At 72.8% G+C, this 21,976-nt stretch carries 20 protein-coding genes and 1 tRNA gene; 6 read left to right on the top strand and 15 right to left on the bottom strand.

Going from position 1 to position 21,976, the window contains the following annotated elements:
• Positions 1–63: 63 nt before the first annotated feature.
• The 6 genes from holA to EUA93_RS19470 all read right to left on the bottom strand — a co-directional run bounded on the left by holA (position 64) and on the right by EUA93_RS19470 (position 8,323).
• On the bottom strand, positions 64–1,050 hold the full coding sequence (gene holA / locus EUA93_RS19495; protein WP_129402004.1) for a DNA polymerase III subunit delta: 987 nt from the start codon (positions 1,048–1,050) through the stop codon (positions 64–66).
• 12 nt (positions 1,051–1,062) lie between these two features.
• The gene (locus EUA93_RS19490) at positions 1,063–3,330 is read right to left on the bottom strand and encodes a ComEC/Rec2 family competence protein (protein WP_129402003.1); all 2,268 of its coding nucleotides are present in this window, start codon (positions 3,328–3,330) and stop codon (positions 1,063–1,065) included.
• A 4-nt stretch (positions 3,331–3,334) separates the two neighbouring features.
• Positions 3,335–4,174 carry a ComEA family DNA-binding protein gene (locus EUA93_RS19485; protein WP_242497525.1) on the bottom strand — a complete coding sequence of 280 codons (840 nt, stop codon included), beginning with the start codon at positions 4,172–4,174 and terminating at the stop codon, positions 3,335–3,337.
• 61 nt (positions 4,175–4,235) lie between these two features.
• Entirely contained in the window at positions 4,236–5,093 is an 858-nt protein-coding gene (locus EUA93_RS19480; protein WP_129402002.1) for a DegV family protein, read from the bottom strand.
• A gap of 29 nt (positions 5,094–5,122) precedes the next feature.
• A complete protein-coding gene (leuS, locus tag EUA93_RS19475; protein ID WP_129402001.1) occupies positions 5,123–7,639 on the bottom strand; it encodes a leucine--tRNA ligase in 2,517 nt (838 codons plus the stop codon).
• Positions 7,640–7,822: 183 nt separating this feature from the next.
• Positions 7,823–8,323: a DUF4870 domain-containing protein gene (locus tag EUA93_RS19470; RefSeq protein ID WP_129402000.1), complete on the bottom strand. Its 501-nt coding sequence runs from the start codon at positions 8,321–8,323 to the stop codon at positions 7,823–7,825.
• 204 nt (positions 8,324–8,527) lie between these two features.
• Between EUA93_RS19470 and EUA93_RS19465 the strand changes: the two genes are divergently transcribed.
• The 4 genes from EUA93_RS19465 to EUA93_RS19450 are packed head-to-tail and all read left to right on the top strand — an operon-like array spanning position 8,528 to position 12,366.
• Positions 8,528–9,073 carry an ArsR/SmtB family transcription factor gene (locus EUA93_RS19465; protein ID WP_129401999.1) on the top strand — a complete coding sequence of 182 codons (546 nt, stop codon included), beginning with the start codon at positions 8,528–8,530 and terminating at the stop codon, positions 9,071–9,073.
• The gene (locus tag EUA93_RS19460; RefSeq protein ID WP_129401998.1) at positions 9,070–10,320 is read left to right on the top strand and encodes an MFS transporter; all 1,251 of its coding nucleotides are present in this window, start codon (positions 9,070–9,072) and stop codon (positions 10,318–10,320) included. The genes EUA93_RS19465 and EUA93_RS19460 overlap by 4 nt, the downstream gene beginning before the upstream one ends.
• 9 nt (positions 10,321–10,329) lie before the next feature.
• Positions 10,330–11,091, top strand: coding sequence for an SDR family NAD(P)-dependent oxidoreductase (locus EUA93_RS19455; protein ID WP_129401997.1), 762 nt, complete (start codon positions 10,330–10,332; stop codon positions 11,089–11,091).
• A 36-nt stretch (positions 11,092–11,127) separates the two neighbouring features.
• Complete coding sequence (locus tag EUA93_RS19450; protein ID WP_129401996.1) at positions 11,128–12,366, top strand: low temperature requirement protein A; 1,239 nt, start codon at positions 11,128–11,130, stop codon at positions 12,364–12,366.
• Positions 12,367–12,379: 13 nt separating this feature from the next.
• On the opposite strand, the gene EUA93_RS19445 is transcribed toward EUA93_RS19450, so the two are convergent.
• From EUA93_RS19445 to EUA93_RS19410, 9 genes are all read right to left on the bottom strand, one after another.
• Positions 12,380–13,762 carry a DUF6226 family protein gene (locus tag EUA93_RS19445; RefSeq protein ID WP_129401995.1) on the bottom strand — a complete coding sequence of 461 codons (1,383 nt, stop codon included), beginning with the start codon at positions 13,760–13,762 and terminating at the stop codon, positions 12,380–12,382.
• 13 nt (positions 13,763–13,775) lie between these two features.
• A complete protein-coding gene (gene rocD / locus EUA93_RS19440) occupies positions 13,776–15,023 on the bottom strand; it encodes an ornithine--oxo-acid transaminase (RefSeq protein ID WP_129401994.1) in 1,248 nt (415 codons plus the stop codon).
• 90 nt (positions 15,024–15,113) lie between these two features.
• Positions 15,114–15,186 (bottom strand) — tRNA-Ala (locus tag EUA93_RS19435).
• An 83-nt stretch (positions 15,187–15,269) separates the two neighbouring features.
• Positions 15,270–15,740 carry a DUF4112 domain-containing protein gene (locus EUA93_RS19430; RefSeq protein ID WP_207208865.1) on the bottom strand — a complete coding sequence of 157 codons (471 nt, stop codon included), beginning with the start codon at positions 15,738–15,740 and terminating at the stop codon, positions 15,270–15,272.
• A complete protein-coding gene (locus tag EUA93_RS19425) occupies positions 15,737–16,366 on the bottom strand; it encodes a histidine phosphatase family protein (RefSeq protein ID WP_129401993.1) in 630 nt (209 codons plus the stop codon). The genes EUA93_RS19430 and EUA93_RS19425 overlap by 4 nt, the downstream gene beginning before the upstream one ends.
• 7 nt (positions 16,367–16,373) lie before the next feature.
• Complete coding sequence (gene rsfS / locus EUA93_RS19420) at positions 16,374–16,733, bottom strand: ribosome silencing factor (RefSeq protein WP_129401992.1); 360 nt, start codon at positions 16,731–16,733, stop codon at positions 16,374–16,376.
• Positions 16,730–17,362 carry a nicotinate-nucleotide adenylyltransferase gene (gene nadD / locus EUA93_RS19415; RefSeq protein WP_129402062.1) on the bottom strand — a complete coding sequence of 211 codons (633 nt, stop codon included), beginning with the start codon at positions 17,360–17,362 and terminating at the stop codon, positions 16,730–16,732. The genes rsfS and nadD overlap by 4 nt, the downstream gene beginning before the upstream one ends.
• A gap of 15 nt (positions 17,363–17,377) precedes the next feature.
• Positions 17,378–17,524: a hypothetical protein gene (locus EUA93_RS21690; protein WP_165355238.1), complete on the bottom strand. Its 147-nt coding sequence runs from the start codon at positions 17,522–17,524 to the stop codon at positions 17,378–17,380.
• 19 nt (positions 17,525–17,543) lie between these two features.
• Positions 17,544–18,794 carry a glutamate-5-semialdehyde dehydrogenase gene (locus tag EUA93_RS19410; protein ID WP_129401991.1) on the bottom strand — a complete coding sequence of 417 codons (1,251 nt, stop codon included), beginning with the start codon at positions 18,792–18,794 and terminating at the stop codon, positions 17,544–17,546.
• Between the two features lie 58 nt (positions 18,795–18,852).
• Here EUA93_RS19410 and EUA93_RS19405 point away from each other — a divergent pair, with 58 nt between their 5' ends.
• Both EUA93_RS19405 and EUA93_RS19400 read left to right on the top strand, forming a co-directional pair.
• Positions 18,853–20,376, top strand: a complete 1,524-nt coding sequence (locus EUA93_RS19405; RefSeq protein ID WP_129401990.1) for a lysyl oxidase family protein — start codon at positions 18,853–18,855, stop codon at positions 20,374–20,376.
• Between the two features lie 4 nt (positions 20,377–20,380).
• A complete protein-coding gene (locus EUA93_RS19400; RefSeq protein ID WP_129401989.1) occupies positions 20,381–21,955 on the top strand; it encodes a hypothetical protein in 1,575 nt (524 codons plus the stop codon).
• Positions 21,956–21,976 lie beyond the last annotated feature (21 nt).

The raw sequence follows: 21,976 nt of genomic DNA, 5'->3' as shown, positions 1-21,976 counted from the left end.
CTTCACGCCGAACACCCGCCCTCGTGGCGGGTGTTCCGCATTTCCGGGGGCGACGCCCCGGGGTCAGCGGCCCTCGCGCAGTCCGGCGACCGTGAGCACGAGCCGCTCGAGCGTGTAGGACGCGTCGTGCGCCTGGCCCTTGATGTCGGCGTCGGCGTGAGCGACCGCCCGCACCGCCTGCGCGATCCCCTCGGGGCTCCACGAGCGGGACTGGTCGCGCACCGTGCGGACCTTCCATGGCGGCACGCCGAGGTCGCGGGCGAGGTCGGCGTCGCGGGCCCCACGCGGGGCACCGAGGTAGCGCGCCAGGCTGCGAGCGGAGGCCGCCATCGCCGAGGTCACCAGCACCGGCGAGGTGCCGGCGTCGAGGGCCCAGCGCAGCTCCTCCAGGGCCACCGCCCGACGGCCGGCGAAGGCGGCGTCGGCCACGGTGAACGACTTGGCCTCGGCCCGGCCGCCGAAGTAGCGCTGGACCTTGTCGATGGTCAGCTGCTCGCCGTGGAAGTCGTTGGTGAGCTGGTCGGCCGCGGCCGCCAGCGAGCGCAGGTCGGTGCCGACCGCCTGCACGAGGAAGGCGGCCGCGTCGGAGTCGATCCGCGCGCCGTGGGAGGCGACCTCGGAGGTGACGAAGCCCGGCATCTCGCTGGCCCGGATCTCCTCGGACTTCACCTCGGTGACCGCGCCGAGCTTGCGCAGCTTGGTGAGCACGCCGCTGCCCTTCTGCCCACCGGAGTGGACCAGGACCAGGGCGACGTCCTCGACCGGGGCCGCGCAGTAGGCGAGCAGCCCGTCCACGGACTCGTCGGGCAGGTCCTCGAGGCCGCGCACCATGACGCAGCGGATGGAGGAGAACAGCGACGGCGCGGACATCTCGCCGAGGGACGCGAGGGTCAGGTCGGAGGCTGCCGACTCGGCCAGCTCGGCATCGGCGTCGTGCGCGCGGACCGCCTCGCGGACCGACTCAACGGTGCGCGCGGAGAGGTACTCCTCCTTGCCCGTCACGAGGACGACGTGGCCGAGGACCTGGGCGGCTGAGGGGGTGCGTGCCATGGTCCCCGAACTCTATCCGCGACCCACGACACCGACGCCGCCGTCGGTGACCACCACGACGACGTCGCCGGAGACGTCGGTGCGCCACACCCGGGAGCCGGCCGTGGTGAGGGCGGCGAGGAGGTCGGGCGCCGGGTGCCCGTAGTCGTTGTCCTCCCCCACCGACACCAGCGAGATCCGCGCACCGAGCGAGGTGAGCCAGTCGAGGTCCTGGTGCCGGCTGCCGTGGTGGGGGACCTTCAGCACGTCGACGTGCAGGCCGGAGAGGTCGCGCGCCAGCGACCGTTGGGCGGACGGCTCCACGTCCCCGGTGAGCAGGACCCGGACGCCCTCGACCTCGGCGACCAGCACGACACTGGCGTTGTTGGGTCCGCTCTCGCCGGCGTCGCCCACGCTGCCGCCCGGCTCGGGCCAGACGGCCTGGAGCGTCACCTCGCCGAACCTCCGCGTCTCGCCGTACGCCGCCACGCCGGGGTCGCCGCCCACCGCCTCCTCGACCGTCCGCAGGCCGTCCGCCGGCTCCAGCAGCCAGGTCGACTCGACGGCGGCCACCGCGCGGTCGTCGTACACACCAGCGAGCCCGTCCACGTGGTCGGCGTGGAAGTGCGTCAGCACCACGAGCGGGACCTCGGAGATCCGCAGCCGGTCGAGGCAGGCGTCCATCAGCGCGGGGTCCGGACCGGCGTCGACGACCACCGCCGACCGGGGTCCGGCACGCAGCACGAGCCCGTCGCCCTGCCCGACGTCGCACATCGCGACGACCCAGCCGGCCGGTGGCCAGCCCGGTGACGGAGGCCGGACCAGCATCACCACGACGAGCAGGCCGGTGCAGGCGAGCGTCGTGCCGGGGCGACGGAGCAGCCGCGGCGCCAGCGGGACCGACAGCACGCACAGCACGGTCAGGACCACGAGCGCGACCGGTCCGGTGCCCCAGTCCACGGCCGCGGTCGGTACGTCGGCGCCCCGGCGTGCGACCGAGATGATCCAGCCGGCCGACCACGCGGCCGGCGCCGCCACGAGCACGCCGAGCGGCGCCCAGACCAGCCCGAGGAGGCCTCCGGTCAGCCCGAGCACCGTCGCCGGCGCGACGGCTGGTGCCGCCAGCAGGTTGGCGGCCACGGCGACCAGGCTCACCTGCCCCGACAGCGCGGCGACCACCGGCGTGCAGGCGACCTGCGCGGCCAGCGGCACCGAGACGGCCTCGGCGACCCAGCGCGGCGTCCAGCGCGCCAGCGCGTCCCGCCACACGGGTGCGAGCAGCAGGATCCCGCCGGTCGCGAGCGCCGACAGCGCGAAGCCCGCCGACACCGCCAGCGACGGCGAGACGAGCAGCAGCCCGAGCACCGCCACGCCGAGGCACCGGGTGCCGCGGGACCGGCCGTTGGCGCCCATCCCGATGAGCGCGACGGTGCCCATCGCCGCCGCTCGTACGACGCTGGGCTCGGCGCGGGCCGTCATCACGAAGCCGGCGATCCCCAGCGCGGCGAGCACGTGGAGCCAGCGGCCGCGCACCCCGAGCCACCGGCCGAGGATGATCACGAACCCGACGACCAGCGTGAGGTTCGTGCCGCTGACCGCGAGGAGGTGGGTGAGGCCGGTCGTGCGGAAGTCGTCGGCGAGCGCCTCGTCCAGGCCGCCGTCGTCGCCCACCACGAGCGCCGGCACCAGCTCGCGCGCGTCGGCGTCCCGGCCGGCGACGGAGGCGCGCACCGATCGTCGTACGGCTGCTGCGGCGTCCCACCACACGTCCGGCTCGGCGACCACGCGCGGGTCGCCCGTCGGGCGGACCAGCGCCGCCACGTCGTCGTCGGCGGGCACCAGCCTCGCCGTGGTCTCGAGCGTCGTGCCGAGGGCCGGGCGGGGCCACTCCTCGCCGGCCATCACGACGACCGGCGCGTCGAGCGTCCAGGCCGTGCCGCGGCCCTCCACCCGCGTCACGTCGGCCTGCGCGACCTGGAGGTCGCCGTACTGCCCGGCCACGACCCGGACGTCGGAGGTGACCTCGAGCCGCAGCGTGACGACCGCGCCGTCCTCGGCCAGCACCGCGAGCGGTGACGTGGCGACCAGGGTCAGCTGGAGCGCCGCGACCCCGGCGACGGCGGCCAGCGCGGCGACCGGGCCGAGCCACGCGGCGGCCAGCGCGCGGCGTACGACGAGCAGGCCGGCGCCCGCGACGATCCCCACCACGGCCGCGAGCGCCACGCGTCCCGGCAGCACGAGGACCAGGAGCGCTCCTGCCCAGGCGCCGACGCCGAGGGCGACCGCGCGGAGGTCGAGCACCGGGTCAGATCGTCACGAGCGGGGCGATGTCCTCGAGGGTGGCCTCACCGATGCCGTCGACCTCGAGCAGCTCGTCGACCGAGGTGAACCCGCCGTTGTCCTCGCGCCACGACAGGATCGCGTCGGCGGTCACCGGGCCGACGCCCGGAAGCGTGTCGAGGGCGGCCTGGTCGGCGGTGTTGAGGTTGACCAGCGGTCCGGCCTGCGTCGAGCCGCCCGGCGAGCCGACCGTGCCCGCGACGCCGGCCGCCGGGGTGATGCCGACCAGGATCTGCTCGCCGTCGACGACGGGGCGCGCGAGGTTGAGGGCGGTGAGGTCCACGCCGTTGCGGGCGCCACCCGCCGCCTCGAGCGCATCGACCACGCGCGACCCGGCGGGCAGCACCGCGATGCCGGGGCGTCGTACCTTGCCGGCCACGTCGACGACCAGGTCGCCGCCGGGCTCCGCCGCGGCGCTGACGTCGGCCAACGGCTCGGGCGGCGCCGAGGCCGCGGAGGCGCTCGGGGCAGCGGCAGGCTCGAGCGGCACGATCTCGGCCTGGTCGCGGATCGCCCACCACGCCGCCAGCCCGACCGCGAGGGCGGCGACGACCGCGACCACCGCGAGGTGCACCGGCCCCAGCCTGAGTCCGCCGACCTGCATCCGCCGGGAGGCGTGGCGCCCCGGCACCGGGAGCACGACGGGCGCCGGCGCCTCCTCCCCCGGCCGGACGCGGATCCGCGTGTGGTCGGAGTCGTCGCTGTCGACCGAGCCGTCCCGCACGGCCGCGAGCTCGGCACTCAGCGTCGCCAGCCGCCGCGACACCGCCTCGGCGTGCTCGGAGGACGACTGGGTACGACGCATGCCTCCACGCTAGGAACGCCGGACCGCCCGCCGACAGGGGCGATCGGCAATCTGTGGACAGTCAGGGGCGGGGCGAGACGCAGACCGCGACCATGCCGGGGCCGACGTGGGCCCCGAGGACCGCGCCGAGCTCACCGCACAGGACCTCGCGACCCTCCAGCCCGTCGGCGAGCCGCTCGGTGAGGATGCCGGCGAGCTCCTCGGCGCGCTCGGCGTTGGCGAGGTGGGAGACGCAGACGTCGACGGGGGCCTCGCCCGCCGCGTCGACGGCGAGCTCGGCCAGCCGGGCGAGGGCACGCGACGCCGTACGCACGCGCTCGCGCGGGACGACCTTGCCGTCGGCGATCTCGAGGAGCGGCTTCACCGACAGCGCGCTGCCGAAGATCGCGGCGGCGGCGCCGATGCGACCGCCGCGGCGGAGGTACTCGAGCGTGTCGACGTAGAACAGCGACGAGGCGGCCTCGCCCCGGGCGAGGGCGGCGTTGGCCGCGTCCTCCCCCGACCCGCCGGCCTCGAGCACGTCGACCGCGGTCAGGGCCGCGAAGCCGGTCGCGATGCCGACCTGGCCCGAGTCGACGACGTGCACGGGGAGGTCGACCTCGAGCGCGGCCAGCTGGGCGGACTCGAAGGTGCCGCTCATCTCGCCGGAGAGGTGGACCGACACGATCTCGTCGACCCCGTCGGCCTCGAGCGAGCGGTAGAGGTCGGCGAAGAGCGCGGGCGCCGGTCGGGAGGTGCTCACCGGCACGAACTCGCGCAGCGCGTCGGCGACCACCTCCGGGGTGGCGCCGCCGGGCCCCTCGTCGAGCACGCGCGCGCCGATGACGACCTGCAGGGGCACGACTCGGATGCCGCGAGCCTCCACCATCTCCGGCGGGAGGCTCGCGGTCGAGTCGGTGACGACCACCACACGAGGCACGGGCACGACCCTAACGGCAGGCGAGAGGGTCAGACGACGATGTTCACCAGCTTCGGCGCGCGCACGATCACCTTGCGCACCGTCGCTCCGTCGATCGCTCGCTGGACGCCCTCGTCGGCCAGGGCCGCGGCCTCCAGGTCGGCCTCGGAGATGTCCGGGGACACCTCCAGCCGACCCTTGACCTTGCCCTTGACCTGGACGATCGCGGTGACGGTGTCCTCGACCAGCAGCGCCTCGTCGACGGCCGGCCAGCCGGCGCGGGCGACGGTGGTCTGCCTCGAGGGGTTGCGGCCCAGCCGCTCCCACATCTCCTCGGCGGTGTAGGGCGCGACCAGCGACAGCAGGATCGCCACGGTCTCGGTGGCCTCCCGGACGGCCGGGTCCGCCGGGCCGCAGCCGGAGTCGATGGCCTTGCGGGTCGCGTTGACCAGCTCCATCACCCGCGCGACCAGGACGTTGAACCGGTAGGTCTCGACCAGCTCGGCCGCGTCGTGGACGGTGCGTGCGGTCGTACGCCGCAGCGCGACGTCGCCGGTCGCCACGTCCACCTCGGGAGCCGAGGTGACGTCGCCCGACAGCCGCCAGGCCCGCTGCAGGAAGCGCAGCGACCCGTCGGGCGACATGTTGGCCCAGTCGATGTCGTCCTCCGGCGGGCCTGCGAAGACCAGGGTCAGCCGCACCGCATCCACACCGAAGGCACCCAGCTGGTCGCCCAGGTTGACGCCGTTGCCCAGCGACTTGCTCATCTTCTTGCCCTGGTTGATCACGAAGCCCTGGTTCAGCTGGGCCGACCACGGCTCACGGAAGCCGACCAGGCCCATGTCGTTCAGGACCTTGGTGAAGAACCGGCCGTACAGCAGGTGCAGGACCGCGTGCTCGACACCGCCGACGTACAGGTTGATCGGCATCCACGCGTTGACCTTGTCGGTGTCGAACGCCTGCGTGTCGTCGTTCGGCGAGCAGTAGCGGAACATGTACCAGGACGAGTCCACGAAGGTGTCCATCGTGTCCGTGTCGCGCGTCGCCGGACCGCCGCACGTCGGGCAGGCGACGTTGACCCACTCGGCCGCCCCGCCCAGCGGCGAGGTGCCCTTGGGCTTCAGGTCGGCGCCCTTCAGCATCGGCAGGGTCACCGGCAGCTGGTCGTCGGGCACCGGGACCTCGCCGTCGACCGGGCAGTGGATGATCGGGATCGGCGCACCCCAGTAGCGCTGGCGGCTCAGCAGCCAGTCGCGCAGGCGGAAGTTCACCGTGCCCTGCCCGGTCTGCTGCTGCTCCAGGAACTCGATCGTCGCGCTCTTCGCGTCCGCGACGGCCATCCCGTTGATGTCCAGCGGGGCCTGGCTGCCGGGCGCGGGCGAGTTGATGGTGGCGCCCTCACCGCTGTAGGCCTCGCCGTCGAAGTCGGCCGGCACCTCGGTGGTCCGGACGATCGGCAGACCCATCTGGGTGGCGAACTCCCAGTCGCGCTGGTCGCCGCCGGGCACGCCCATCACGGCGCCGGTGCCGTAGTCGGCCAGGACGTAGTCGGTCGCCCACACGGGGATCTGGGCGCCCGTCACCGGGTTGGTCGCGGTGATGCCCAGGTCGACGCCCGTCTTGGGACGGTCGGTGGCCAGCCGCTCGATGTCACTGGCCTTGCGGATCTCGTCACGGTAGGCCTCGAACGACGCGCGCTGGCCGTCGCTGACCAGGTCCGCGGCCAGCGGCGAGTCGACGGCGACGACCATGAAGGTCGTCCCGAAGATCGTGTCGGGCCGGGTCGTGTAGACCGTGATCGGCTCGTCGCGACCCTCCACGACGAAGTCGACGTGGGCACCCTCGGAGCGCCCGATCCAGTTGCGCTGCGCGGTGACCACGCGGTCGGGCCACGTGCTCTCCAGCTCGTCCAGGCCGTCCAGCAGCTCCTGGGCGTAGTCGGTGATCTTGAAGTACCACTGGGTCAGCTCCTTCTTGGTCACCTCCGCCCCGCACCGCTCGCAGAAGCCGTTGACGACCTGCTCGTTGGCCAGCACCGTCTGGTCCTGCGGGCACCAGTTGACCGGGCTGTTCTTGCGGTAGGCCAGGCCGCGCTCGTAGAACTTCAGGAACAGCCACTGCGTCCAGCGGTAGTACTCCGGGTCGCTGGTGTTGAACGTGCGGGTCCAGTCGAAGGACGCGGCGTACTTCTGGCACGACTCGATCGAGCGCGCGATGTTGGCGCGCGTGTAGGTGTCGGGGTGCTCGTCGTTGCGGATCGCCGCGTTCTCCGCAGGCAGGCCGAAGGAGTCGAAGCCCATCGGGTTCAGCACCTCGTAGCCGCGCTGCCACCAGTAGCGCGCCACCACGTCGTGCAGCGCGAACACCTCCGCATGACCCATGTGCAGATCACCGCTGGGGTAGGGGAACATCGTCAGCGCGTAGCGCTTCTCGCGCGGGCTGTCGTCGTCGGCCCGGAAGGGCTGCAGGTCGTCCCAGACCTGCTGCCACTTGGTCTCGGTGGCCGCGATGTCGTAGGTCGCCGCGTCCTGGCTCGACTCGGGGTGGGTGCTCTGCTCGGGGTTCATCTCTCTCGCTCCTGGTGGGTCCGTGCTCCCGACATGAAAAAACCCCTCGCACATGGAGGGGTGGCCGCGATGACTGCCTGGACGGTGAGTCAGCGCGGCTGTCGAAGGAGCAGGAACTGCGACCGCATGGAGCCATCGTACCGCCTCGTCCGGCGTGGGCTCACCCCACGCCGGACGAGCGGCTCACTTCACGAACTGGGGCGTGAACGGCGGGTTCCACCACTCGCCGTTGTGGGCCTTGACCGCGCCGATGACGTGCATGACCCCGGCGATCACCGGCGGGACGAAGAACACCGGCAGCAGGACGAAGAAGCCGATGCCGAGCGTGACGACTCCGAGCACGACGTAGACGACCCCGAGCACCAGCCACCAGATGAACATCGAGATCTGGACGTTGATCGAGTTGGCGGCGTGGGCGCGCACGAACGGGCCGCGGTCCTTGTAGAGCACGAACACCACGATCGAGGCGACGAAGCCCAGGAAGCCCACCGAGGCGATCATCGCGACCAGGGCGCCGAGGTGGCTGAGCATCCCCCAGGTCCGCTCCTCGTCGGGTCGCAGCGGTGCCTGCTGGTAGGCCGGCTGCGGCTGGCCGTAGGCCTGCTGGCCCGGCTGGCCGTACGCCTGCTGGCTGTAGGCCCGCGTCGGGTCGTCCTGCTGGCCGGTCGGGTACTGGTCGGACATCTCTCTCACTCCTCGTCGATCGATGACACCAAGCCAAGCACGTCGGGGGGCCGGAATCATCCCGTTCCGGGGTCGAGTCAGGGGTGTGTCAGGGATCGGTCCGGGCCTGGTCCGGGCCTGGTCCGACCCACTCCCCAAGAAGTGTTTGACAGTCGGGGCGGGCACCAGCAGACTCACTCCCCGAGAACTCGTGGAGGGTGGCCGATGTCAGACGCACTCACCGACCCGCAGGCGGTGTCGGCACTGCGCTCGGTGGCGCACCCCGTGCGGATCCGGATCCTCTCGCTGCTGACCGCGCAGGCGATGAGCGCCGCGGAGGTCGCCCGCGAGCTCGAGCTGACGCACGCCAACGCGTCGTACCACCTGCGCGTGCTCCACGAGGCCGGCGAGCTCGTCGTGGAGAGCGAGGAGAAGATCCGCGGCGGCAGGGCCAAGCGCTACCGGTACGTCGTCGTCGACGCACCCGCGGTCGGCGCGCCCGCGACCAACGAGGACCGCATCGCCTACGTCCACGCCATCGCCAGCGACGTCACCCGCCGGCAGGCGCAGCACCACCGCGGGACCGGCCAGATGTCCGACATCGAGACCTGGGTCGCGCCCGAGGTGTGGGAGGAGGCCGTGGGCCTCCTGCGGCAGGCCAGCGACCTGCTGCACGGCAGGGCGGCGGCACCCCGCGCGCCCGGCACGAAGCACGTCAGCGCCTCCCTGTTCGCCTTCGAGATGCAGGACGGGACGGAGGATCCGGCATGACCTGGGCCGACGCGGTCGCGCCCCTGCGCAACCGCAACTTCGCGTGGTACTTCGCGTCCCGCTTCGTCAACACGCTCGGCAACATGATGGCGAGCATCGCGCTCGCCTTCGCGGTGCTCGACATCACCGACTCCCCCACCGCGCTGGGCCAGGTGCTGGCCGCGCACACGATCCCGATGGTGGCGCTGCTGCTCTACGGCGGCGTCATCGCCGACCGGTTCCCCCGCACGCTCGTGCTGCAGTTCTCCAACTTCGCCTCGGCGATCAGCCAGGGCGCGATCGCGCTGCTGGTGCTGGGCGGGCACGCCGAGATCTGGATGCTCGTCGTCCTGAGCGTCGTCCACGGCGCCGTGTCCGGCGTCGGCTTCCCCGCGATGGCGAGCGTCCTGCCGCAGCTCGTGCCGCGCGAGCACCTCCAGCCGGCCAACGCGCTGGTCTCGCTGACCCGCAACGGGATGGCGGTGCTCGGCCCGACCATCGGTGCGCTGCTGGTCGTCACCGTCGGCTCCGGCTGGGCGCTGGCGGTCGACGCGGCCACGTGGCTGATCGCCGCCCTGCTCCTCCTGCCCGTGGCCCTGCCGCCGAAGGACCCGAACAGGGTGCCCCCGGACACCGTCCGGGAGCTGCGCGAGGGCTGGAGCTTCTTCTGGTCGGTCCCGTGGCTCTGGGCCGTCGTGGTGGGCTTCGGTGCGCTCAACTTCATCCATGCGGGCGCCTGGTTCACGCTCGGTCCCGCCGTGGCCGACGACACGATCGGCCGCCAGGGATGGGGCCTGGTGCTGTCCGCGGAGGCCGTCGGGCTCCTCGTCACGACCGTGGTGCTGCTGCGCGTGCGGCTCGAGCGGCCGCTCCTGCTCGGCATGCTGGGCGTCGCCCTGATCGCGCCGCCGATCCTGGTGCTCGGCGCCTGGCCGCACCTCGCGACCCTGGTCGTCGTGGCCTTCGTCGCAGGCGCCGGCACCGAGGTCTTCGGCATGGGCTGGAACCTCGCCATGCAGGAGAACATCGACGACTCGATGCTCTCGCGCGCCTACTCCTACGACGCGCTCGGCTCGTTCGTGGCGCTGCCGCTCGGCCAGCTCGTCTACGGCCCGCTCGCCCTCGCGTTCGGCTACGAGGAGGTGCTCGTCGTGTCGGCAGTGGCGTACGTCGCCATCGTCGCGCTGGTGCTGTGCTCGAGGTCCGTCCGTACCCTGCAAAGGGCACCCTCGACCCCGACCGACGCGGTGACCAGCGCCACGGATTAGGGTCCCGGCATGGGAGTCCTGGACCAGTTCCGCCTCGACGACAGGGTCGTCATCGTCACCGGCGCCTCGAGCGGCCTGGGCGTCGCCTTCGCCCACTGCTTCGCCGAGGCCGGCGCCGACGTCGTCCTCGGCGCACGTCGCGCCGAGAAGCTGGAGCGGGTCGCCGAGTCGGTCCGCTCGACCGGCCGGCGCGTGCACACGGTCGTGACCGACGTGGCGGTCCCCGAGGACTGCCAGGCGCTCGTCGACGCGGCGATGGCCAAGTTCGGCAAGGTCGACGTGCTCGTCAACAACGCCGGCATCGGCACCGCCGTGCCCGCCACGCGCGAGACGCCGGAGGAGTTCCGCTCCGTCATCGACGTCAACCTCAACGGGTCCTACTGGATGGCCCAGGCGTGCGGCCGCGTGATGCAACCCGGCTCGAGCATCATCAACATCTCCTCGATCCTCGGCATCACCACCGGTGGTCTCCCGCAGGCGGCCTACGCCGCGTCGAAGGCCGGCATCGGCGGCCTGACCCGCGACCTCGCCCAGCAGTGGATGGGACGCAAGGGCATCCGCGTCAACGCGCTCGCGCCGGGCTTCTTCACCTCCGAGATGACCGACACCTATCCCGAGGGCTACCTCGACGTGGCGCTGGCCCGCGTGCCCGCCGGCCGCAAGGGCGACCCGCGCGAGCTCGCCGCGACGGCCGTCTGGCTCGCGTCCGACGCCGCCGGCTACGTCACCGGGCAGACGATCCCGGTCGACGGCGGCCTCACCATCGCCTGACGCGCCACGGCGGCCGGGTTCTGGAAGGATCCCGCCATGAGTGACGTGCGCCAGGACCGCTCCCACCGGCTGCGCCGGATGACGGGCCGCGACCCCCACGAGGCCCACCGCACGGCGACGCCGCTGGAGCTGCTGTACGACCTCACGCTGGTGGTGGCCTTCAGCCTGGCCGGCAGCCAGTTCGCCCACGCGCTCGTCGAGGACCACGTCGTCCAGGGACTGCTCGGCTTCGCCGTCGCGATGATCGCGATCACGCTGGCCTGGATCAACTTCTCCTGGTTCGCCTCGGCGTACGACACCGACGACGCCTTCATGCGCCTGGCGACGCTCGTGCAGATGGTCGGCGTGCTGGTGATGGCGCTGGGGCTGCACGACGTCTTCGAGGGCTTCGAGCACGGCGAGTTCGACAACGCCGTGCTGGTCGCGGGCTACGTGACGATGCGGCTGTCCATGGTCGTGCTCTGGGCGCGGGCCGCACGGCACGATCCCTCCCGTCGGGCGACCTGCCTCGCCTACGCGCGCGGCATCTCGGTCGTCCAGGTCTTCTGGGTGGTCACCGCGCTCGACCTGCTCCCCGTCCCGGCCCAGATCGCGCTCGCGCTGGTGCTCTTCGCCGTCGAGTTCGGCGGCACCATCTGGATCGAGACCCACTTCCCGTCGACGCCGTGGCACCCGCACCACATCGCCGAGCGCTACGGCCTGCTGGCGATCATCACGTTCGGCGAGGTCATCCTGGGCACGACCACGGCGATCGAGGCCGTCGTCGCCGAGGAGGGCTGGAGCGCCGAGGCCGCGGTGATCGCGCTCGCCGGCGTCTCGCTGGCCGTCGGCCTGTGGTGGTGCTACTTCACCGTCCCCTACGGCGAGGCGCTGCGCGGGAGCAACGCGAAGAGCATGGTCTTCGGCTTCGGCCACGTGCTGCTCTACGCCGCCATCGCGGCGACCGGCGCCGGGCTGCACGCCGCGGCCTACCTCCTCGAGCACCACAGCGAGCTCGACACCGCGCAGACGGTGCTGACCATGGCGGTGCCAGTCGGACTGTTCGTGGTGGTGCTGTTCGTGCTCTTCCACGTGATGTTCCCGGGGCGCGACCCCCTCCACGTCTGGCTGCTCGCGGGCACGCTGGTCGTGCTGGTCGCGGCCTGGCTGCTCGCCAGCGGCGGCGCCTCGATGACGGTGTCGCTCGCGGTGCTGATGCTCGCGCCGTGGGTGACCGTCGTCGGTTTCGAGCTGCGCGGGCACCGCCACCTGACCGAGGTCGTCGGGCGCGGCTGAGCGACCTGCTCGATCAGAGCCAGGCGTCCCCGCGCACGACGCCGTCCACACGCACCCCGTCGGCGGCCTCGGCCAGCCAGCGCTCGGCCTCCGGACCGGTCACCCCGGTGGAGCTCCAGCCGTCGAGGGAGCGCCTGACGACGTTCGCGCGGTCACGCACGGCGTAGACGCCACCGCCGAGGGCCAGCAGGAAGGCCTCGTCGATCGACGCGAGCAGGCGGGCCGACCCGTCGTCGCAGGCGTCGCAGCCGCAGACGGGCTCGCGGAGCAGCACCTCGGCCGGGTCGCCGACGCCGACCTGCACGAACGTCTCGTCGTCCAGCAGGCCCACGGAGATGGGCTGGGTGCCGGGCGCACCGCGGAGCACGACCGTGCGGCTCGGCGGCAGGTGCTGCTCGGCGAGCCAGGACACCGCGCTCGGGTCGACCGCCTCGGCCGTGCCCAGGCCGGCTCCGACGACGGCCCCGATCCAGGCATCGGCACGGGCGGCGAGCAGCCGGTACCGCGCCGGGTCGGTGACGCGGGAGTACTCCTCCTCGAGCGGCGCCCGCCCTCCCGGGTGCGGGTCGGGCCAGTCGGCGAGGTCTCCCCGTAGTCGGGAGAAGACCGCCTCGACCGCCGGCAGGAGCGCACTCGCGGCGAACCGCCGCTCGTCGGGACTGAGGTGCACGGCGAGGCCGTCGAGCGTCAGGCTCGCCGTCTCCTGGACCGGCAGCGCCAGACCGACCGAGGTGGCGGGGCCGTCGTCCGGTCCGTCCGACCCCATGAACGAGATGGATCCGGGCACCTGGACGGGCTCACCGATCGGTGCCAACGACACCACGACCTCGGTCCCGGCGTCGTGGAAGACCCTCCGCGGCCAGTGCCGGGAGCCGACGAAGCCCAGCGCCAGCAGCACGTCGGCGACGCGGTCGGGGTCCGGCGGCGTCAGCGCGACCGACTCCACGACGGCACCGTTGGCGGGCCCGGCCGGCATCGGGGTGATCCACTCGATGAGGAACGGGAGGGCGTCGTCGTACGGCCCCGCGGCGAGGTCGCACACGCGCCACTCGACGAGCTCGCCCGCCGGCGTACGCCGTGAGCCGGGGACGGGCGGGTCGGGGTCGAGGCCGGCCTCCACCAGGGCGGCGCGCGCCGCGTCGATGTCGTCGACCGCGATCGCCCAGGAGATCGGCCCGCGGGCGACGCGGATGCGGTCGAGCCACGGGTTGGACTCGTCCGAGCCGGCAGCGATCAGCTCGACATAGGCAGCGCCGGGACCACGGACGAGGACGTTCTCCGTGCCGACGGGGTGCGCTCCCCCTCGCTCGGCGGGGACGCCGGCCGCGCGCCAGCGGCACGCCGCCTCGTCGAGGTCCTCGACGGCGACGACGAGGTGGTCGAAGCGGGCGGCCACCGGCGCGTCCGGCTCAGCCCGCGAGGATCTCGGCGACCGCGGCGACCAGACCGGCGATGTCCTCGTCGCTGGCGACCAGCGGCGGGGCGAACCGGACGGTCGAGCCGTGGGTGTCCTTGGCCAGGATGCCGCGCGCCATCAGCGCCTCCGACATCTGGCGCCCGGACATCAGGGTCGGGTCGATGTCGATGCCGGCCCACGCACCCCGGACGCGTACGTCGGAGAGGCCCCGGCCCACGAGCGGGCGGAAGCCGGCCTCCAGGAGGGCACCGATCTCGGTGGAGCGGGCCTGGAAGGTGCCCTCCTCCAGCATCGCGACGACCTCGGTGCCGATGGCCGCGGCGAGCGGGTTGCCGCCGAAGGTCGAGCCGTGCGAACCGGGCGTGATGACGTCCATGACGTCGTGGTTCGCCGCGATCGCGGAGACGGGGTAGATGCCGCCGCCGAGGGCCTTGCCCATGACGTAGATGTCGGGGACGACGTCCTCGTGGTCGCACGCGAACGTCCTGCCCGAGCGGGCCAGGCCCGACTGGATCTCGTCGGCCACCATCAGCACGTTGCGCTCGGTGCACAGCGCGCGGAGCTCGGTGAGGAAGCCCTCGGGCGGCATGACCACACCGCCCTCGCCCTGGATCGGCTCGAAGAGCACGGCGACGGTGGTGTCGTCGATGGCCGCGGCGACGGAGGCGATGTCGCCGTACTTCACGCGGCGGAAGCCGGTGGTGAAGGGCGCGTAGCCCGACGTCGCGACCTCGTCGTCGGAGAAGCTGACGATCGTGGTGGTGCGGCCGTGGAAGTTGCCCTCCATCGTGATGATCGTGGCCTGGCCGGCCGGCACGCCCTTGACCTCGTAGCCCCACTTGCGGCTGACCTTGATGGCGGTCTCCACGGCCTCGGCCCCGGAGTTCATCGGCAGGATCATGTCCTTGCCGGTGAGCCGCGCCAGCGCCACGGCGAAGCCGCTGAGCTTGTCGTTGAAGAACGCGCGGCTGGTGAGCGTCAGGTGGCCCAGCTGCTCGCGGGCCACCGCGACGAGGCGCTGGTTGGAGTGGCCGAAGTTGAGCGCGGAGTAGCCCGCGAGGCAGTCGAGGTAGCGCTTGCCGTCGACGTCGACCACCCAGGCGCCGTCGCCCTCGGAGAGCACGACCGGGAGCGGGTGGTAGTTGTGCGCGGCGTACTTCTCGGTGGCCTCGATGTGGGCCTCGGTGCCGGTGAGCACGGTGCCGTGGTCGGTGCTGGTGGAGACGTCGTTCGCGGTCATGGCGTCATGGTGCCACTGGTCACAGAAAACGCCGATTCGGACCGGACGCGACGAAGGCCGGACCCTCACGGATCCGGCCTTCTCGGTCGGTGGAGCTGAGGGGACTCGAACCCCTGACCCTCTGCATGCCATGCAGATGCGCTACCAGCTGCGCCACAGCCCCAACATCGTCCTCCCGTGGAGCCGGGAGGACAACGACGAGAACATTAGCCGACACCGACAGCGAGGTGAAATCGGGGTCCCCCGTCAGGTGACGAGGCGCCAGACGAGCCAGATCCCGAGCACCGCGGCGGCCACGCCGGCGAGCAGCGGGACGAGCATGAGGGCCACGGCGCCGGCGACGTACGCCGTGCTCGGCGGCTCGCGCAGCGGCTCCCGCTCGACCTCGCGGAGCAGGAGGCGGAGGTTCTTGCGGTTGGCCCGGTGGGCGACGTCGAGGAGGTCTCCGATCCCGGGCACGAGCCCCAGGAGGGCGTCGAGGACGAGGTTGAGGCCCATCCGGGCGAGGACGGTCATCGGCACCCGGGCGCGGATCGCGTCACGCACGATCACGCCCGACAGCGCACTGCCCAGGGCGTCGCCGATGCCGGGCACCAGCCCGATCAGCGCGTCGAGACCGAGGCCGACGCGGGTGCCCGGGACGGTGACGGCGTCGTCCATCACCCGTGCCACCTGTCGGCTGAGGCGTACGTCGACCTCGCGGGCGCGCTCGCTCACGACACCACGCGGTTCCAGGCCCTCAGCCGCCACCGCGCGTCCGAGGGGGTCCAGGTGCCGACCGAGTGCTCGAGCTCGACCCAGCCGCAGTTGGCGAGCACGCCGAGGGACTGGTCGACGCCGGCCGGCCAGCCGAGGAACGCGGGCACGGCGACCCGGATCGCCGCTCCGTGGGAGACGAGGATCCCGGTCTCGCCGTCGGCGAGCTCGTCGGCGTACGACGTCAGGGCGGGCAGGAACCGCGCGAGCACCTGCTCGTCGCTCTCCCGGCCGGGGATCGCGCCGATGTCGCCGGCGACGAGCGCGGCGTGCTCGACGGGGTGCTGGTCGGCGTACTCCTGGAGCGTGAGGCCGACGCGGTTGGTGCCCATCGAGAACTCGCGCAGCCGGGCGTCGTGGACCGGCTCGAGCCCGGCCTGGTCGGCGACCGCACGCGCGGTGCCGGAGGCGCGGGCCAGGTCGGAGGTCCAGACCGCGACCGGGTCCATCGCGGCCAGGACGGGCGCCACGGCCTTGGCCTGCGCCTCCCCCTCGGCGTCGAGGGGCACGTCGGAGTGGCCCTGGGCGCGCAGGGCGTGGTTCCACTCGGTCCGGCCGTGGCGCAGCAGGACGAGCCGGCGGCTCACGGCCGGGTCACGTGAGCGTCAGCGGGATGAGCGGGCAGTCGCTCCAGAGCCGCTCGAGGGCGTAGAACGAGCGCTCCTCCTCGTGCTGGACGTGCACGACGATCTCGCCGTAGTCGAGCAGCACCCAACGGCCCTCCTTGTGGCCCTCGCGGCGGATCGGCTTGGCGCCGTGCTCGCGGAGCTTGTCCTCGACCTCGTCGACGATGGCGCCGACCGCGCGCTCGTTGTTGGCGCTGGCGAGCACGAAGGCGTCGGTGATCGCGAGCTGGTCGCTCACGTCGAAGGCCAGGACCTGCTCGGCCTTCTTGTCGTGGGCGGCCTGGGCCGCGACGGCGACGAGGTCGAGGGCGTGGTCGGTGGCAGTCATGCAGAGTCCTTGCTGGTGGAGGTGCCGGCGCTGGTGGTGGGCGCCGTGTAGAGGTCGTGCTTGGCGATGTACTGCACGACGCCGTCGGGCACGAGGTACCAGACGGGTTCGCCGCGCCGCTTGCGGTCGCGACAGTCGGTGGAGGAGATGGCCAGGGCCGGGATCTCGACCATGGTCACCCTCTCGGACGGGATCTTGGCCAGCGCCTCGGGGTCCATCGCGTAGCCGGGCCGGGTGACGCCGACGAAGTTCGCGAGCTCGAAGAGCTCGTCGGCGTCACGCCAGGTGAAGATGTCGGCGAGCGCGTCCGCGCCGGTGATGAAGAAGAGCTCCGCGTCGGGCATCTCGGCGCGGAGGTCGCGCAGCGTGTCGATCGTGTAGGTCTTGCCCTCGCGGTCGATGTCGACGCGGGAGACGTTGAAGCGCGGGTTGGCCGCTGTGGCCACCACGGTCATCAGGTAGCGGTGCTCGGCACCGGTGACCTCGCGGTCGCTCTTCTGCCACGGGTCGCCGGTCGGCACGAACAGCACCTCGTCGAGGTCGAACCACGCCTGGACCTCGGAGGCTGCCACGAGGTGGCCGTGGTGGATGGGGTCGAAGGTGCCACCCATCACGCCGACGCGACGCATCGTCACCACCGGGGGTCAGCTGTGCTCGCGCCCGCCGCCGAAGGAGATCACGGCCAGGAGGAGCACGACGAGCAGGGCCAGGGCGATGCCACCCACGGCGTAGGGGGAGATGGCGGGCTCGGACTCCGCCTCGGCGGCCAGCGTGATGACGGTGCTCAGCATGGACCTCAGCCTACCGGCATCACCGGACGTGGCCCGCGCCGACCACGACGTACTTGCTCGAGGTCATCTCGGGCAGTCCCATCGGGCCGCGCGCGTGCAGCTTCTGGGTCGAGATCCCGATCTCCGCACCGAAGCCGAGCTCGCCGCCGTCGGTGAAGCGCGTGGAGGCGTTGACCATCACCGCGGCCGAGTCCACGGCCGCCACGAAGCGGCGGATCGTGGCCTGGTCGCGGGCGAGGATCGCCTCGGTGTGGCCCGAGGAGAACCGGCGGATGTGGTCGATCGCGCCCTCGACGTCGGCGACGACGGCGGCCGAGATCTCCAGGCCCAGGAACTCGGCCGCGTGGTCCTCGTCGGTCGCCGGCACCACGTCGTCGTACTCCGCGAACGTGTGGTCGCCGTGGACGAGCACCCCTGCGGCCTGCAGCGCCTCGACCACGAGCGGCACGAACTCGTCGGCGACGTCCTCGTGGACCAGCAGGGACTCGGCCGCGTTGCAGACGCTGGTGCGGTGGGTCTTGGAGTTCATCACGATCGCGAGCGCCTCCTCGATGTCCGCCGACGCGTCGACGTAGACGTGGCAGTTGCCCACGCCGGTCTCGATGACGGGCACCGTCGACTCCTCCACGACGCTGCGGATCAGGCCCGCCCCGCCGCGCGGGATCAGCACGTCGACGAGGCCGCGCGCACGCATCAGCGCCTTCACGCTGTCGTGGGTGTCCCCCGGCACGAGCTGGACGACGTCCGCGGGCAGGCCGCTGGCGGCGACGGCCCCGCGCATGGCGTCGACGATCGCGGCGTTGCTCGAGCGCGCGCTCGACGACCCGCGCAGCAGCACGGCGTTGCCGGCCTTGAGGCAGATGCCGGCGGCGTCCGCGGTGACGTTGGGGCGGGCCTCGTAGATCATCCCGACGACTCCGAACGGGACCCGCACCTGCCGCAGCTCGAGGCCGTTGGCCAGGGTGCTGCCCCGCAGCACCTCCCCCACCGGGTCGGGCAGGCCGGCGACGTCGCGCAGGCCCTGGGCCATCCCGGTGAGCCGGTCGTCGTCGAGGCGCAGGCGGTCGACGATGTTGGTTGGCGTGCCGGCACCCTCGGCGCGGGCGACGTCCTCGGCGTTCGCGGCCAGGATCGCGGGCGCACCTGACAGCAGGGAGTCGGCCATCGCGTGCAGGGCGGCGTCCTTGGTGGCACGCGTCGCCAGGGCGAGCTCGTGGCTCGCGGTCCGGGCACGCACGGCGACCTCGCGGACGGATTCCTCGCTGCTCATGCGGATGAGCGTAGGGCGAGACGCAACCAATCCACCCCCAGTGGACGTCTACAGAGACATGACACCCCGTGCCCTGCTCTCGAGCCTCGGATCCGGCCTGCTCGTCGTCGGCCTCGCCGCCACCGGCGTCGCCGCCGCGACCACCGCCACCGCCGCGCCCACCGCCACCACCACCGCCGCGTCCTCGGCCCGCGCCGCCGACGCCCAGGCGAGGATCCAGCTGTGGGCCCCGGACCGTGTGGAGGCCTTCAGCGAGGGGGGTCGGACCTACCCGCCCTTCGGCCTGCGGGTCATCGCGCCCGACTCGAACGTCGAGGTCTGGTCGCACCGCGCGTCCTTCGAAGACCCGATCGTCTCCGAGGTCCGCACGCCCACCGGCACCACGCGGCTCCCGGCGGGGTCGATGAAGGACTTCACCGGCATCGACGGCTTCATCGTCCTGGACGTCCGCAAGGTGGGCTCCAGCAGGAAGGTCGTGCACCGCAGCCTCGACGCGTGCCTCGCCGCCACCGGCGAGCGCGCCCGCCCGGACGCGCCCGCCACGTCGCCGTACCCGCGCTACTGCCCCTACAGCCCCTTCACGCTCGGGTCGGTGATGGGCGTGCAGCAGGGCTGGGCCGCCAACGTGTTCGAGTCCTCCGGCCTCCGCCCGCTCCCGATCGGCCCCGGCACGTACGTCGTCGAGTCCCGGGTGGCCAAGCGGTACTGGTCGGCCTTCGGCCTCACCGCCGCGACCGCCACCACCTCGACCCGGATGAACGTGGTCGAGGCCGAGGGGTGCCAGGACTGCGGCAGGGCCGGCGGACACGCGTCGGAGCCCGGCCACCTGGGTCGCTACGGACGACCCGGTGCGCGCCCGACCGAGAAGGCCGGCGGCAGCGCCGCCGGTGCGGTGCCCGACCTCCGGTCGCTGCCGGCCTTCGGGATCGAGCTCAACCGCAAGGCCACGACCCTGCGCTTCTCCGCCACGGTCTGGAACGCCGGCAGCAGCCCGCTCGTGATCGACGGCTTCCGTCGTCGTGACGCCGAGGTCATGGACGCCTACCAGTACTTCTTCGACACCGACGGCAACCAGACCGGCTACCAGCAGGTCGGGACCATGGAGTTCCACCACGCCAACCACAACCACTGGCACTTCGAGGACTTCGCGCGCTACGACCTGCTCGACGCGAACAAGAAGTACGTCTCCAAGTCCCGCAAGCAGTCGTTCTGCCTGGCCAACACCGACGCGGTCGACTACACCGTCCCGGGCGCGGACTGGCAGCCCGAGAACACCGACCTCGCCACCGCCTGCGGCGACGAGGGCGCCCTCTCGATCCGCGAGGTGCTCGCCTCCGGCTCCGGCGACACCTACGCGCAGTACCGCGCGGGCCAGGCCTTCAAGATCGGCGACCTGCCCAACGGGGTCTACTACATCCGCGTCGAGGGCAACCCCGAGCGCAACCTCACCGAGTCCGACACCACCAACAACGTCGCGGACCGCCGCATCCGCATCGGCGGCAAGGGCGCGGACCGGTGGGTCAAGGCCGCGCCGATCGGCGACATCGTCGAGCCGCCGACCTTCTTCCGCGGAGTGTCGTGACGGCATGGCTCGGACGACGGGGTTCCTCGGTGCGCTGCTCTCGGCGGTCACGACAGCGGCACTGACGGCAGCGGTCCTGGCCACGCCACCGACGGCCTCCGCCAGTACTCCGTCGGTGGTGGGGTCGGCGCCGGGGTCGGCTGCCGCGCTCCCGCGGGAGATCCGCGGGGGCGTCGAGCTGACGCTGGTCGACGGCGACCTGCTGCGCGTGTGGGCCGCGAAGCGCTACCGCACCGTCTGGGCCAAGCGCCGCGACGCGGCCACCGGCGCCTGGGGCACCCGCACCGTCGTGCTCCAGCGTCGCCACCTCTTCTGCGGCGACGTCGATGCCCGGACGGCGAACGGTGCCGTCGCCGTCATCGCGAAGTGCGACCGCTACGGGTACTACGAGGACCAGGCGCCGACTGCGTCCCGCGCGATCTGGTCCGCCGACGCGGTCACGTGGACGTCGCGGCAGCTGGAGGGTGAGGCCTACGAGGAGCCCGGCATCTCCCCCGACGGCCTCAAGGCCGTGTGGCCCCAGCACGGCGGGTACCTCACGCGCACCCCTGCGGGCTTCGCCGCCCACAGGCTCGACGCCGAGGGCCAGGAGTACACGGTCACGGCGACCATCAGCGACGCGGAGCAGGTGTCGTTCATGTACGGCGCCGCGGTGTCGCGCAGGAAGTGCGGACTGGTCGTGCTGACGCAGACCGGCGACGCGGCGCCGGTGCGCCAGGACGTGCCCCTCGCCGACGCCTGCACCGACAGCAGCCTCGCCAACGTCGACTCGACCACGGCCTGGTTCGGCGACCTCTCCGGCCCTGCCGGTCGCGCGGTCATCTCCCGGCCCGACGACACGGCACCGTGGGCCGTGACCGAGGTCGCGCCGAGCTCGGCCCCCGGGCTCGTCGACCACGAGCACGGGCTCTACCGCGACTTCTTCACCGCGCCGGGGGTCCCCCTCATCGCGGTGGCCGGCGGCCCGGGTGGCGTGCTCCAGGCCCAGCTGTACGACCCCGTCGCGCAGTCCTGGGGCGCGCCCGCCGTCGTGCTGGACCCACCCGGGCGATGCAGCTGGGGTGACAACTGGACGGCCGACCCGATGGCCGTGGTGGCGGTCCGGCTGCGGTGCAGCGGGCGCGGCCTGGTGCTCACCACACGCGACGGCGTCGCCTGGCAGGTGCTGAGGTCCGGGAGGCACCCGGTCGGCCTGTCGCCGGACGCGCGCTACGTCGCCGTCCCCGGCCGCACCCGGACCCACGTCATCTCCCCCGAGCGCGGGGTGGTGACCCTGCCCGGCGGGGTGACCGGCCGGTGCGACGTGGTCGTGCCCGACGGACCCGACGGCGCCGTGCTGCTCACGGCTGCGAGCCGTCATCGGGGCTGGCCGACCGTCCTGCAGCACTCGTCGGCGAGCGGCTGGACGCGGCTGTCGCGCGCCGGACTGCCGACACCGGACGTCGCGTGCCGAAAGGCGACGGCCTCGACGTTCGACGTGCCCTACCGGTTCGCCGTGCTCGGCCGCAACGGCCGGGGCTACGCCGTCCGGATCGTGCGGACCGGCGACACGTGGACCGCGCGCCGCAGCCGCTGGTGACACGACGACGGCCCGGCAGCG

The organism is Nocardioides oleivorans, assembly GCF_004137255.1.
In the GTDB taxonomy this organism is placed as follows: Bacteria; Actinomycetota; Actinomycetes; order Propionibacteriales; family Nocardioidaceae; genus Nocardioides; species Nocardioides oleivorans.
This window is presented reverse-complemented; position numbering and strand designations above follow the sequence as displayed.